Source organism: Streptomyces sp. NPDC057623, assembly GCF_042800355.1.
Classification (GTDB): domain Bacteria; phylum Actinomycetota; class Actinomycetes; order Streptomycetales; family Streptomycetaceae; genus Streptomyces.
In genome coordinates this window covers 1-13,500 of sequence record NZ_JBHVGZ010000132.1, presented here as the reverse complement: position 1 = coordinate 13,500, position 13,500 = coordinate 1, and the positions used below count along the sequence as shown (strand labels likewise).

Annotated in this window: 14 protein-coding genes; 9 read left to right on the top strand and 5 right to left on the bottom strand. The window is 67.8% G+C overall.

The window, feature by feature from the left end; translation table 11 throughout:
- Nucleotides 1-241: VOC family protein (locus ACFU95_RS49750; protein WP_383844161.1), on the bottom strand; the 241-nt coding region annotated here is incomplete at its 3' end.
- Nucleotides 242-333: 92 nt separating this feature from the next.
- Here ACFU95_RS49750 and ACFU95_RS49745 point away from each other — a divergent pair.
- Both ACFU95_RS49745 and ACFU95_RS49740 read left to right on the top strand, forming a co-directional pair.
- Nucleotides 334-1,299, top strand: a complete 966-nt coding sequence (locus ACFU95_RS49745) for a helix-turn-helix transcriptional regulator (RefSeq protein ID WP_383844158.1) — start codon at nucleotides 334-336, stop codon at nucleotides 1,297-1,299.
- 1,190 nt (nucleotides 1,300-2,489) lie between these two features.
- The gene (locus tag ACFU95_RS49740; protein ID WP_383844155.1) at nucleotides 2,490-3,191 is read left to right on the top strand and encodes a serine hydrolase; all 702 of its coding nucleotides are present in this window, start codon (nucleotides 2,490-2,492) and stop codon (nucleotides 3,189-3,191) included.
- Nucleotides 3,192-3,604: 413 nt separating this feature from the next.
- Here the strand turns inward: ACFU95_RS49740 and ACFU95_RS49735 are convergent, their stop codons facing one another.
- Nucleotides 3,605-3,988 carry a hypothetical protein gene (locus ACFU95_RS49735; RefSeq protein ID WP_383844152.1) on the bottom strand — a complete coding sequence of 128 codons (384 nt, stop codon included), beginning with the start codon at nucleotides 3,986-3,988 and terminating at the stop codon, nucleotides 3,605-3,607.
- 281 nt (nucleotides 3,989-4,269) lie between these two features.
- Between ACFU95_RS49735 and ACFU95_RS49730 the strand changes: the two genes are divergently transcribed.
- The 4 genes from ACFU95_RS49730 (at nucleotide 4,270) to ACFU95_RS49715 (ending at nucleotide 8,552) form a co-directional block, all read left to right on the top strand.
- Nucleotides 4,270-4,623, top strand: coding sequence for a hypothetical protein (locus tag ACFU95_RS49730; protein WP_383844149.1), 354 nt, complete (start codon nucleotides 4,270-4,272; stop codon nucleotides 4,621-4,623).
- A 698-nt stretch (nucleotides 4,624-5,321) separates the two neighbouring features.
- Complete coding sequence (gene ltrA / locus ACFU95_RS49725; RefSeq protein WP_383844145.1) at nucleotides 5,322-6,716, top strand: group II intron reverse transcriptase/maturase; 1,395 nt, start codon at nucleotides 5,322-5,324, stop codon at nucleotides 6,714-6,716.
- 16 nt (nucleotides 6,717-6,732) lie between these two features.
- Nucleotides 6,733-7,749, top strand: coding sequence for a transposase (locus ACFU95_RS49720; RefSeq protein ID WP_383844142.1), 1,017 nt, complete (start codon nucleotides 6,733-6,735; stop codon nucleotides 7,747-7,749).
- Nucleotides 7,746-8,552 carry a hypothetical protein gene (locus tag ACFU95_RS49715; protein ID WP_383844139.1) on the top strand — a complete coding sequence of 269 codons (807 nt, stop codon included), beginning with the start codon at nucleotides 7,746-7,748 and terminating at the stop codon, nucleotides 8,550-8,552. Before ACFU95_RS49720 ends, ACFU95_RS49715 begins: the two co-directional genes overlap by 4 nt.
- A gap of 163 nt (nucleotides 8,553-8,715) precedes the next feature.
- Here the strand turns inward: ACFU95_RS49715 and ACFU95_RS49710 are convergent, their stop codons facing one another.
- Nucleotides 8,716-9,651 (bottom strand): helix-turn-helix domain-containing protein, encoded by a 936-nt coding sequence (locus ACFU95_RS49710; RefSeq protein WP_383844136.1) that lies wholly within the window; start codon nucleotides 9,649-9,651, stop codon nucleotides 8,716-8,718.
- A 128-nt stretch (nucleotides 9,652-9,779) separates the two neighbouring features.
- Between ACFU95_RS49710 and ACFU95_RS49705 the strand changes: the two genes are divergently transcribed.
- From ACFU95_RS49705 to ACFU95_RS49695, 3 genes are all read left to right on the top strand, one after another.
- Nucleotides 9,780-10,823 (top strand): saccharopine dehydrogenase family protein, encoded by a 1,044-nt coding sequence (locus tag ACFU95_RS49705; RefSeq protein WP_383844132.1) that lies wholly within the window; start codon nucleotides 9,780-9,782, stop codon nucleotides 10,821-10,823.
- Between the two features lie 227 nt (nucleotides 10,824-11,050).
- A complete protein-coding gene (locus ACFU95_RS49700) occupies nucleotides 11,051-11,782 on the top strand; it encodes a hypothetical protein (protein WP_383844129.1) in 732 nt (243 codons plus the stop codon).
- Between the two features lie 320 nt (nucleotides 11,783-12,102).
- On the top strand, nucleotides 12,103-12,597 hold the full coding sequence (locus ACFU95_RS49695) for a hypothetical protein (RefSeq protein ID WP_383844126.1): 495 nt from the start codon (nucleotides 12,103-12,105) through the stop codon (nucleotides 12,595-12,597).
- On the opposite strand, the gene ACFU95_RS49690 is transcribed toward ACFU95_RS49695, so the two are convergent.
- Nucleotides 12,508-13,158 (bottom strand): transposase, encoded by a 651-nt coding sequence (locus ACFU95_RS49690; RefSeq protein WP_383844164.1) that lies wholly within the window; start codon nucleotides 13,156-13,158, stop codon nucleotides 12,508-12,510. The two genes, ACFU95_RS49695 and ACFU95_RS49690, sit on opposite strands and share 90 nt — an antisense overlap.
- The coding region (locus ACFU95_RS49685) for a winged helix-turn-helix domain-containing protein (protein WP_383844124.1) at nucleotides 13,125-13,500 on the bottom strand (376 nt) is incomplete at its 5' end. The genes ACFU95_RS49690 and ACFU95_RS49685, both read right to left, overlap by 34 nt.

Sequence of the window (13,500 nt, the reverse complement as noted above, 5' to 3'; positions counted from 1 at the left end):
CGGGGAGATATCTGGCCGCCACTGGGGACGCCGAGTCGGCCATGAGTGCATGGAACATCTGGCCGCCACCGGGGCAAACAAATGGCCGTTGACACAGACCGAAGTCAGCGCCTGGCCCGAGGTCGAAGGTGATGTACCCAGGAGTCTCGAACGAGGGGCTCATGCCGAGGAGGTCGCCGTAGAAACGAGCTGCGGCGGGAGCGTCGTTCACGTAGATGATGGACACGACGGATGTGATCATGGTTGTTCCTTCTCACAGGTGGTAGGTACGCATCCACCAGCCTGACCGGGATATGCGCCGCATCGTGTCGCAATTCCTGAAAAAATTGGCGTGTGACCCCAGACCGCTTCTTCACCCTGATGCTGCTCCTCAAATCGAGGGATGCCGTGACCACACAGGAACTCGCCTCAGCGCTCGGGGTGTCCCTTCGAACCATCACCCGGGACCTGAACTGGCTCCGCGACGCCGGTCTGCCGGTGACCGCACACCGGGGCCGCCTCGGAGGCGTGACCATCCTGCCCGGATCCGGACTTGACCTCACGCGACTGACACCGGACGAGCGTGACCAACTGTCGCTCACCGGTCTGGACGAGAAGCAGCGTGCGGAACTCAACACATCGGCCGAAAGCCGGCGCGCGCTCTCCAAGATCACCGCTACACAGCCACGTCGAGGTCATGAGCTGCTGCCGCTCACCGACGTAGTGCACGTGGACAGCCGTCCCTGGCGTCAGGCACGAGCTTTCGGCACGACTCCGGCTTCGTTGATCGGCGCAGTGCGGCGAGGTCGCCGGCTACGGATCGAGTACGACAGCCCACGCGAGTCATGCCCACGCGACCTGGTCGTGGATCCCTACGGACTGTTCGCGAAGGCAGGCACCTGGTACCTCGTCGCCGACTGTGCCCGAGTGTCACGGATGTACCGACTCGAACGGATCACAACGTGGAAGGAAGTCGACCAGCCACGACGGATCCGCGAGAGCCAGACCCTGGCCACCGTCGCTGCAGCGCTCATTGCTCAGTGGGAACACAACCACGCGATAGAGGTCAGCGCCACTATCGACCAGACCCAGATCGAGCGAGCGCAACGGATCTTTGGCCTACGACTCGTCCAGGACGACCATGAAGAATCCGCCACCGGCCGAAAGGTAACAATCCGCTTCCTGCATCTGGAGGACGTACGAGCACTACTGCCGTTCGGGAGCGCCATCACTGTGCACGGCCCCACCGAAGCCAGGGCTCACCTCCGCGACCTCGCCACCAATCTTGCCGACCACTATGCGCCGTCACCAACGTCCTGACCCGCAACAACCAGCGGGCAAGAGCTGACCTCAGGGGTCGCCAACAGATGAGTGCGCATCCGAGGATGAACAAGGCTCGGTGGACGTCGTCGCGTGTCTCCCAGCGGATCCGAAGGCGGCGGAACCAGTGCAGGTGGGCGAACGCGCGCTCCACCTCCTGGTGTTGGGTGCCCAGGTTGGAGCCGAGTTCGGTGCACCGGCGAGCGATCACCGGCTTCAGGCCGAGATCCCAGACCAGGCGGCGGTACATGTCGTGGTCGTAGCCGCGGTCGGCCCGCGCCACGTCCAGGCGGTAGGGGCCGTCCGCGCTTCCCCCGCACCGACGGCACAGCTTGGAGTACTGCGATCAGCCAGTGACGTCGTTGCGGTTGCCGCCTGCCCGGGTCGCGGCGAGCGGAATGGCGGTGGTCGGGCGTCGGCTGCGTCCAGGTCGGCCTGCGATGAGGCTCGGCTGCCGATCGGTCACCGGCCGCCGGGGACCGGTGGGCGGCTTCGCGGCCTGGGTACGGACCTGGCCGAGGGGTCGCGGTGGGAGTAGAGGAAGGTACGGTCGACGCCCGCGCGGCGGGCGAACCACCTCGACGCCAGCGCTGCCACCGCAGCTACCTCAGCCACCACGGCGCCAAGCGTCGTCCACGCCGTCCCGTCGGGATACCAAAGCGCCTGCTGGCGTCACCCCGTGCGGCTCCGACCGACGCGGCACCACACGCGCCGAACGCCGGAGCCCGTCCAAGCCTGGTCCGGCAACACCCGGCGCCGCAGACTCCCCCAGACGTGATCACCCGTCAGCCGCCTGGGTGCGGTGTTCCTCGGATGGAGGAAGGCTGACCGGCTCGGCTGGCAGGGGTTGGGCATGGCTTGAAGGATGACAAACGAGGCACGACCGTCCGCGCCCAGCACCAAAGATCAGGAATACCGAGGCCTGCCCCGCCATGCCCGAGAGACAGAACCGGACGCATACGACACGCGACCTCCGAGTGCGCACGCTCAGGGGCTGCGCCGCCACCGCGGCCGTGGTGACGGCGCTAGCCGCCTGTTCCGCCACCGGCACGCCCCCCGAGGCGCAGGCGCCTTCGACACAGACGGCTGTGCCGGCCGCCGGTCCGAGGGCAGCGCCGCACAAAAACCGCGGAGCGACCCTCGCTCGGGCGATCAGGCCCATCCTGCCGGACGGTGACGCGCGGCTGGCAGTGGCGGTGCTCGACCTGGACAGTGCCGACGAGCAGATCGTGTCGTTCGGACAGGACGCGACGTTCAGCACGGCGAGCATCATCAAGGTGGGCATCCTCGCTGCACTGCTACTCCGGGCGCAGGACGAAGGCCGCGAGGTGACAGCCGCGGAGCGCCAGCACGCCGAGGCGATGATCCGGAACAGTGACAACGAGGCAACAGCTGTGCTCTGGCGGGCGATCGGTGAGGCGGAAGGTCTGGACGCGGCACATGAACGGCTGGGGCTCTCGTCGACGCACGGTGGTCCCGACATCAGATGGGGACTCACCCAGACCACAGCAACAGACCAGGTCAAGCTGTTGCGCGGGGTCTTCTCACGAGGGCCGGTGGTCGCCCGCCCGCCCGAAGGGCTGAGTCAGGCGTCCTGTGCCTACATCCGGCACCTGATGGGCCAGATCGCACAGGGCCAGGACTGGGGGATCTCCGCGGCCGGCTCCCATGGCTCCCGATGGGCCCTCAAGAACGGCTGGCTGCAGCGGAGCACAACCAACCTGTGGGTCATCAACAGCGTCGGTCAGGTCACAGTCCACGGGCACAGGTACCTGGTATCGGTCCTCAGCGGCGGCAATGCCTCGATGGAAGGCGGAATCTCGCTGGTCGAACGGGCGGCGAGAGCGGCGATCGGCGCGGCCAGCGCACACGCCCGCCCCTGGCCGCAGTAAGCGGTCGCGCGCAGTACGGGGCGATTCCGCTCGCCTGCCGTGCCCCTCTCCACCGGACGGGCGGCTTGGACGTCTCGACGCCGAGCCGCAGATCGGCTCGACGCTGCGAGCTACCCAGGCGGAGGCGAGGACAGCTCGTTCACCGTGCAGTTCGTCATCGTGGCCCATCCGTCGTCCCCGTACGCGGCGAGGGTTGCCCCAGTTGCGGCGGCCGGGCCTGGTCGGCAAGCGATGGCGTAACGGCCGTATCGCGTCCGGCAAGAACAGGGCGGCACCACCGGCCAATCGTCCGGTGGTGCCGTTGTCTGTTCAGTCCCGGTACCTGTCCGAGGCGGGCCGCGTTCACATCGCTGAGCGGCTGCGGGAGAAGGCGTCGGTCCGGCAGTTCCGCGCATTCGGCCCCTTGGAGCGGACTACGCGTAGAGCTTGATGCTGTTGATCGGCGTGATGTCGGCCACGCCGACGGTGTAGCTGTTGATGATCAGGCCGGTGCAGTTGGCACCGTCGTACCCGAAGCACAGCCGGGCCTTCGCGCCGGAGTGCTGGTTGTTGAAGACCCACTTCGTGCCGAACTGGTTGTTCAGGTTGTGGGCGCCGTACTGGTACCAGCGGTGGCTGGGCTGGCCGGCCTTCCAGTCGGCCTCGTTCTGGTACATGCAGACATAGCCGACCTTGCAGCCCGCGTAGTCCCCCTGCCGCGCTCCCACTTCAGCGGCCTGAGCGGTCGCGGCGGTGGCGGCGAGAGTACCGGTGGCCAGTGCCAGTGCCACAGCAGTCCGCTTGATCTTCTTGAGCATCGGTTTTCCCCTCGTTGAACGAGTACGCGGTGGTCAGGTGTCGCTCTTCCGCGTCTCGGTTGCGTGTGCAGCATCCTCACAAGCGGCCCCGTTTCTCGTGAACCTCCTATGTACGAGGTTGACTCGTCCGTTCCTTGGCCTGAAGGAGCTGTTGTTCCCGTCGATCGCGGACGTCGCGGTGCTGTCGGTGGACGTGAACACCGAGATAGTGCGCGTTGACGCGCAATGCACTGCGGACGGCGCCGTGTGCCCAGTCTGCGGGGTCTGGTCGAACCGGGTTCATGTGTGCACGCCGTACCTTCGTCGAGCAGACACCCGGCCTGACATGCCGCCACGGTCAGAGGACCGAGCGGCTGCGCTCGACCCTGGCCGCGGTTGGTCTGGCCCTCGCGGGCCGGGCCGGAGCCCGTATCGCCCGCGTCCTGGGGGGATCCGTCAGTCGCAGCACGGTGCTCCTGCTGGTCGATGCTCTTCCCGAGCCTCAGGTGGCCGCCCCGCGCGTGGTCGGCGTCGACGAGTACGCCACCCGCAAGGGCCGCCATTACGGCACAGTCGTCGTCGACATCGAGACCCGCCGTCCCATCGACCTGCTGCCCGACCGGGAGGCATCCAGCCGCCGGCGCCCCCACAGGTGATCCAGGTAGCGGACCGGTGGCACCTCTGGCACGTGCGCCGTGAGGCGCTGATTGATCGAGTGGAGGTGGAAGACCTTCGCCTCCGTCCTGTCGCAGCAGGGCGGTGAAGCTGGGGGCAGCCTGATCCGGGAGGTGCCGGGGAGGGTGGCAAGCGGCCCCGACGAAGCCGGGACGTGTCAGAACCGTCAGATGGTGCGGGTCCGGCAAGCGAGACGGAGAGGTATACGTGAGGAACCGGTGTTTGAAGCCTCCTAAGGTGACATCAGCTCGAACCTGGCGGATCTGGGCTGGTTGCGGTGCATGCTCGCCTCTCTGTAGAAGGCAGCAACTCCCGGGCTGTATCTGCCAGTCGGCCCGGGAGGCCACGGTGAAGTGCTGCGGGGTAGCCGTGGCGAGGCCGCGGGGGTATAGCCGGGTGCCTACTCCGACGATCGATCAATCAGTGAACACGGGAACCTCCTCGGTCCCGCCCGTCGTCCGGGCCACCATCTCGGGCGAGTTGGGCTGGGCACACCGTCTGCCGAACAGACCGTGGGAGGGGCGGAGCCGCCGTAGTACTCCGAGCCGGGGAGAGCCCGGCACATGGGGAAGGGCGGCAGCGAGATCGCATGGGAGGTACTGCAATGTCCGGAGAATCCGGGGTGGATACCCCGGTCGCGTGGCCGGTGGCCGATGTCGCTGAGCTACGGGTACGGAGAATGCAGATCAAGCTGCACCGCTGGGCGGTAGCCGATCACGGCTTCCGGTTCGATGATGTGTTCAACTTCGTCTGCGACCCAGCCGTCCTGGTGATGGCGTTCGAACGGGTCGCCGGCAACACCGGAGCCCGGACGCCGGGCGTGGACGGCGTGCGCGCCGACCACGTACGCGCGGCCGGGGTGGAAGCGTATCTGGACCTCATCCGCATGCAGCTGAGGGCAGGGGCCTTCCGGCCCGTGCCGGTGCGTGAGCGGATGATCCCCAAGTCTGGTGGCAAACTTCGCCGGCTGGGGATTCCGACCATTGCGGACCGGGCGGTGCAGGCGGCGCTGAAACTGGTCCTGGAGCCGATCTTCGAGGCGGACTTCCGTCCGTGCTCGTACGGTTTCCGGCCCAACCGGCGTGCGCACGACGCGATCGCCGAGATTCACCTGTTCGGTTCCCAGGGTTATCGCTGGGTGCTGGACGCGGATATTGAGGCGTGCTTCGACCGCATCGACCACACGGCCCTGATGGACCGTGTCCGAGCGCGGGTGAAGGACAAGCGGGTGCTGGCGCTGGTGAAGGCGTTCCTGAAAGCCGGGATCATGACCGAGCTGGGCGAACGGAACGAGACCATCTCCGGGACTCCGCAAGGAGGCATCCTGTCACCCCTGTTGGCCAACATCGCACTGTCTGTGCTCGACGACTTCGCCGCCGAGCAGTGGGCAACCGCGATGGCCAGTCGACAGGATCGCGAACGACGGCGCCACCGGGGCCTGCCGACGTGGCGACTGGTCCGTTACGCGGACGACTTCGTCATCATGGTCCACGGCACCAAGGAGCACGTCGAAGACCTTCGCGAACAGGTGAGTTCGGTTCTGGCGCCGATGGGCCTCGTGCTGTCACCGGCCAAGACCCGGATCGTCCACCTTGCGGACGGGTTCGACTTCCTGGGCTTCCGCATCGTCTGGATGCGCAAGCGCGGAACGGACAAGTGGCACGTCTACACGTTCATCGCCGACAAGCCAGTCGCGACGCTGAAGCGGAAGATCAAGGAACTGACCCAGAAGCTGTCACATCTCGACTACAAGATCGCGCTGATCCAGATCAACCGGATCCTGCGCGGCTGGGCCAACTACTTCCGACACGCGGTCGCCAAGCACACCATGCAGACCCTGCACACCTTCGTGTGGTGGCGGGTCATCCGCTGGGTGATGCACCGGCACCGCACGAACTGGAAGTCCATCCGGCGATCGTTCCGGACTCCGCAAGGACAATGGAAAGACATCGAGTTGGAGGGGATCAGACTGTTCCACCTCGGCAAAGTGCCGATCACTCGGTATCGCTACCGGGGCAACAGCATCCCCACCCCTTGGCCGGACGCCCTGACCGGCCCGACACCAACGGCATGATCTCGTGGAGAGCCCGGTGCTCGGAGACGGGCACGCCGGGTTCGGCGGGCGGGCCGGGGAAACCCACCGGGAGCAATCCCGGCAGGGCGCCCCGGTCCGACCCATCAACCTGAGCGAAGCCGCCGAACGAGCCGTCGCCCAGCACCGCCGCTGCCTCCGAGCCCTGGTCCCTGCAGCCCCCGAACCCAAGCCGGAGCCTGTCCCGGAAGAGGAGACGTCCGGCTCACCATGGCCGACCGGACACCGGTTCGCCGACCGCACCCGGGCCCGGCACGCCGCCGTCCACGCACTGCTGGAGGCCGGGCACAGACGCCGTTCGATCCAGCGGCAGCTCTGCATGACCTGGCGCAGCGTCAAGCAGCTTGCCGACGCCACCCGGCCGGAAGACCTCTTCACCGGCCAGTGGCAAAACCGGTCCTCCATCCTCGACGAGAACAAGACCTACCTCGACGACCGTTGGAACGAGGGCTTCACCAACGCCTGGAAGCTGTGGGAGGAGATCGTGCCGCTCGGATACAAAGGCAGCTACCAGCGCGTCCGCGCCTATCTGCACAAGAAGCGGACCTCGCCGCGGCCGGTGGCCGCCCGGCCGCCCTCGCCCCGGACGGTCGCCGGATGGATCCTCAGCCGCCCGGAAACTCTCACCGAGTCCGAGCAGCTCCGGCTCAAGACCGTCCGCGCTCACTGTCCCGAACTCGACGCCCTTACCCGGCATGTCCGCACCTTCGCGGTCATGCTCACCGAGTGCCAGGGCGAACGCCTGCCGCACTGGCTCGACGCCGTCCGGAAGGACGACCTGCCCAGCCTCCACACACTCGCCGCAGGCATCGACCGTGACCTCGACGCCGTCATCGCCGGACTGACCCTGCCCTGGAACTCAGGCGCCGTCGAAGGACACGTGAATCGCATCAAGATGCTCGAACGCCAGATGTTCGGCCGCGCCGGGTTCCATCTCCTACGAAAGGCGCGTCCCGCTCTACACATGACACCCCGCGCCACACTGACTCATAGACGCTATAGCCTCCGCCTGTGACCCACAGCCGCAGCCGGATCGAGAATCCCCGCCCCCACGAGCTACCTCACTATCAAGCGCTCCTGGACGGTACAGATTGGGCGTCCCTCGCCACCGTGCGCGGGACAGGCGAATCCCTGCCGACAACGCTGGCACGCATCCTCAACCCCGACCCGGTCGTCAGGGCGGCCGCCACCGATAACGCGCTCAGGGCAGTGACCCACCAGAACACCATCTACGAAGCCACCGTACCCGTAGCCCTCTACGTCGCCGCCATCCTCAACCACCCGGCCATCGCGGCAGGCGACTTCGGCCACGATGCCGACATCCCACCGCACCACCCCACCCTCGTGAGACTGCTTAAGTGGCTCAGCGACACCGCATACGACGCCGACGACGAGTGCGCCACCATCGGCGAACGCCACTTTGGCAAGGAGTTCCTCGACGAGTACGGGGAGATGCGCGAGTTCCGAGACCTGCGCCCGGCGATCTACTCCGCTGTCCATCCCCTTCTCAGCCACGACAACGCGGACGTACACGACACGGCCCTGGTCGCAGCGATCCCTCTCGCGGAGCATCCCGCCCTCACCGCGCACCAGGTCGAGCTGGTCGGCCACGCCAGTCGCCTGCTGGCCACCAGCACCGACCGCTACAACCGAGACCGCGTCCTGGATGCGATGAAGGCATGGGGTCACGACACCAGCGACTTGGAGAACGCGGACGACATCGCAGCCCGCGAGCGTTACGCCCGTCTCAAAGCGGAACGTGACTCCTGGTGGGCGGCCGACGGGACAGGCGGCTACTCCCAAGACCCACCGTTCTGACTCAGTGACACGCAGCACCCCCAGGCATTCGCTAATCACCCAGCGTGCCCACACCACACAAGCTGAGCCAGAACCCGAGTCTGGGCAGCATATGTTCACGGCTTCAGACGGCACCGCGCCCTGACACTGTTCGATTGGTCGCCGGGGCCTTGGAACTAACTGTTCAGGGACGGAAGGTGCGGCGGTAGGTGTCGGGTGGGACGCCGACGCTGCGGTGGAAGTGGCGGCGCAGGGTGGTGGCGGTGCCCATGCCGGTGGCCGCGGCGATGGTGTCCACGGTGGCGTCGGTGGTCTCCAGCAGTTCTTGGGCGTGGCGAATGCGCTGAGTGTGCAGCCATTGCAGTGGCGTGGTGCCGGTGAGGTGCTTGAAGTGGCGGCCGAGGTGGCGTGAGCTCATGCGGGCCTGTCGGGCCAGGTCCTCCACGGTCAGCGGCTGGTCCAGCCGCTCCAGCGCCCAGGGGAAGAGCTCGCCCAGGGGGTGGTTGCCCGGGGCGGGGAAGGGGGTGGCAATGAACTGGGCCTGGCCGCCATCCCGGTGAGGTGGGATGACCAGGCGTCGGGCGATCTTGTTGGCGTTGGCCGAGCCGTGGTCGAGGCGGACCAGGTGCAGGCACAGGTCCATGGCAGCGGCCTTGCCCGCGGAGGTGAGGACGTCTCCGTTGTCGACGTAGAGGACGTCCGGATCGACGGCGGCTGACGGGTGGCGCCGGGCCAGTTCCCGCGTGTGGGCCCAGTGCGTGGTGGCACGCCTGCCGTCGAGCAGTCCTGCTGCGCCCAGGACGAAGGCCCCCGTGCACAGTGAGGCCACGCGGGCACCGGCCGCGTGGGCCGCACGCACGGCCTCGACCAGCTCGGCCGGCGGGTCGCGGTCGGTGTCGGCCCAGCCGGGGACGATCACTGTGTCCGCCTGCGCGAGATGTTCGAGTCCGTGGTCGGGTTCCAGGCGGAAGCGGTCGACGTGCACCGGACCGCTCCCGCAGAGGGAGAAGTCGTACCAGGGGTCCACGACGTGAGTCAGGTCGGTTCCGAAGACCTCGACGGCCACGGACAGTTCGTAGTGGAGCATGCCGTCGGTGACGGCCAGCGCAACAGCGGGCATGTCCGAAACTGTACGCGGCATGTCGTTTCCGACGCTCGCGCGGGGTGTTGGCGGAGGGACAGGATGGGGATGTCAGGCCGCGGCGGATCGTCCTCGCAGCGGGCGTCTGAATACACGGGAGCGGTCGCATGGGGTCAGGTCAGCTGGTTACGGTGTTCGGCGCCTACGGTCACACCGGGCGGTTCGTGGTCGCGGAGCTGGCCGCGCGCGGGTTCGTCCCGGTGCTGTCCGGGCGCAACGCGCAGATCTTGCAAGAGCTGGCTGATGAGCACGGGCTGGAGGCCCGGGTGGCGTCGGTCGACGATTCGGCCTCGCTGGACCGGGCCCTGGCGGGAACGGCGGCGGTCATCAACTGCGCCGGCCCCTTCGCCTCGACCACGGGCCCGGTGATCGAGGCCGCGCTCCGCGCGAAGATCCCCTACCTGGACGTGGCCGCCGAGCTCGAGGCCAACCTCGACACCTTCGCCCACTACCGCGAGCGGGCCCGGGACGCGGAAGCGGTGATCGTTCCGGCCATGGCCTTCTTCGGCGGCCTCGGCGACCTGCTGGCCACCGCTGCGATGGGTGACTGGACCGAAGCCGACGAGGCACACATCGCCTACGCGCTCAGCAACTGGCACCCCACCGCCGGTACCCGGCTCTCGGGTGCGGTCTCCCGCGAGCGACGCGGCGACCACCGCCTGCGCTACAGCGGTGGACAGTGGGAGCACCGTACCGACGCCGCGCCCACCCTGGAGTGGACCTTCCCGGAACCGATGGGCTCCCGGCCGGTGATCGGGGAGTTCACGATGGCGGACGTCGTCACCGTCCCCCAGCACCTCTCCATCCCCGATGTGACGACCTACATGACTGCCGAGGCGGCCCAAGACGTCGCCGCCCCCCACACGCCGGCCCCGACCGCCGCCGACGAGCACGGGCGCTCGAACCAGACCTTCCTCGTCGACGTCGTCGTCCGCTCCGGCGGAGCCGAACGCCGGGCCACGGCCAGTGGCCAGGACATCTACGCCGTCACCGCGCCGCTTGTCACCGAGGCCCTCGAGCGCGTTCTGACCGGCCGCACCAAGACCATCGGCGTCGTCTCCGCCGGCGAGGTCTTCGATGCCTCCGACTTCCTGAACGCGCTCGGCCCGCACATCACACTCGACCTTCACCCGCAGAAGCACAACGCCTGAACGCAGCGACCAGAAGCCGACGTAGTCTGAGAGGGGGACGTCCCCTGATGCCGACCGGCGGGCCGCCAGGCTGATGCGGTCCGTGCACCCGGCGCCCTACAGAGACCGCCGGAGTCCCGGCTCCGAAACCCGGGAACCAGCCCCCATGACGTCCGGAACCGGCCGCGCGAGGTTGGCGTCTGCGCACACAGTCACCGACACCCGGCGAGGCCCGTATGACAAGACCAGTGAGACCCCGATCCAGGCTGCGGCTGCGGCAGTCACCTCCGAGGCCGCCGATCCGGCACCGGGCGGATGCGGACCAAGGCAGTCCTGAGGGCCGGCCGACAGGCCACCCCGCGCGCAGGACGCGGGCGGCAGCGCGCCTGCACGCCTGGTACGGCACAGCGGACATCGGCCGGCACACGGCCGTTCTGGCCGCCGTCGTCGCAGCCGCAAGTCTCGCGGTGTCGGCTTGGGGCACCTACAAGACCGCGCAGGTGGCCGACGACCAGCTCGCTCAGTCCCGGGACAGCGAGGAGGCCGCGACACGCCATCAGGTCTCACAGATCACGTTATGGCCGCAGACGATCGAAGGGCAGAGAAGATACGTCATCGCCAACCGGTCCCTGGACGCCGCTTACCTGTACCTGCACGTCGAGAGCGGTCCAGCCGGCAACGAGGCGGATCACCCGGTCAGGCTCGGAGCTGCCCCGCCGTGTACCAGGATCGAGTTGAGCGTGCGCACCGTGCACCTCGCGGTCCACGACCCGGATCGGGAAAGGCCCTCGGCAGCGTCCTTCCGGTTCCGGGGCCTGATCGTCAGGGACGCCGGCGGGAGGATCTGGAACCGGGAGAACACCGGCGACCTGGCTCTGATGCACGCGCTCCCCGAAGTCGCCCGCACAGAGCAGCACAACGTCCCGGCGCAAGAACTGACCCTGAACTCCCTGGACCAGTGCCGCAGCGGCACGTCGTGACATGTCTGCCCGCCTCACCGACGCCTGCTTCGACCGTGCCGACCACCTCGTCATGGACTCCCCGAGGGGTGCTCGCCGGGCCCTGGCACACGATGGCCCGGCGAGTGTCTCGCAGGCCCGCGACGACGGAGGCCGGGACCCGGACAGTCGCCTCGCGACGCGCTGGCCGCCACAGCAGCACATTTGTGAACGGCCACGTAATTCCCCAACGACCTGGTCCCGCAATACCCCAGGTGCTGGTGCCAGGGCTCTGCGCTACTGAACTTGAACGAGTGTTGTCGGGCTGGCGAGCTCAGCCGCTGCCCCGTCAAGATGTGCACGTGACGGAGCGTGAAGCGGATCTGGTGGCCTTGTTGCGCGAGCTCGATGATCCCGAGTGGCTGGAGTGGCCCCGGGACTACGATCGCGGCGCGACCGGCGCGCTGTTTGAAGACCTGGTGTCGCGGCTTGAGGATGACTTTGCCACGCGATGTGCGACCGAGCGGGACGCACAGGACTCCAGTGAGTACGGGCGTGTCACCGTACCGGCAGATGCGACCGCGTGCGGGACCCGGGTCGTCGTCTGCGTGAGCAAGTTCGGGTTGCTGGCCCTGGTCTGCGCGGACAACCCCGGTGCCTTCATCGGCACCGGGGAAGCACAAGCCGAGGGTGAGTTGAACGCCGTGGACCTGGGCAAGGTCAATCGCGCTCTGGTCGACCTCGGGTACGCGATCGTTCCCGAGGAGCTATTGGAGTGCGACTACGACGGGCCGAGCCAGCTGCCTGGGCATGTCCAGCGGCCCAGCTGGTGGCACCGCTTCTTCGGTAGCTTCTGATGACTGCGCCGCGAGGGCCAGGCCGGTGCCGGCGAGACACCCGTCGATCACGTCCGGCCGGTACTGGAGCTGCTTGAGGCGGTGCTTGACCGCCCGGGCGATCTGGCTGAGGTCGGCGGCGGCGAGGTTGCCAATGTCGCGCTTGACCAGCGACCAGATGCCCTCGGTCGGGTTCAGGTCTGGCGCGTAGGTGGGAAGTTGGATGACGGTGAGCCAGTCGGCGCTCTTGTCGATGAACTCGCGCAGCGGCTTCGTCAGGTGCAGGCGGACGTTGTCCCAGACGAGCACGATCGGGCCGCCCAGTTGGATGCGGGCCCGAACGATCAGGTCGCGGAAGTCGCGCCAGCCGAAGCCCTTCGGCTGGCCCTTGCGCCCGTTGTACTCGCGGACCCCGTAGAACAGCCGGGAGCGCTGGCCGGGCTTGTAGCAGGTCATGCCCGCCATCGAGATCCGTCCCGAGCCGCGTCCGCGCACCCGCACCACAGGCGTGCGGCCGATCCTTCCCCAGGTTCTGGCGCGCGGCGGAGTCAGCGACTGCCCGGCTTCGTCCTCGAAGACGATCCAGGCGCTGCGTTCCGCCGCGATGCTCTTACCCGCGGCCAGGTCTCCTTCTTCCAGACCTCGACCGCCACGTCGTCGCGCTCGATGGCCCTGCGAGCGGGCTGCTGCCACGACCAGCCGTGTCGTTTCAGGAGCCGCCACGTCCCCTCCACGGTGTAGGTCACATGGAACAGCCGACCGATCAATGTCTTGACCCGAGCCAACGTCCAGCGCTGGTCAGCCCACCCGTGGGCCAGCGGTCCCCGCTCTAAGTGGTTGTTGTCGTTCCGGCGTTGAGGGTTGCGTTTCCGCTGGTCGGGCGTGAGGTCGGGAGTCTCGGGGAGTGGTGACGTGTCGAGTCGT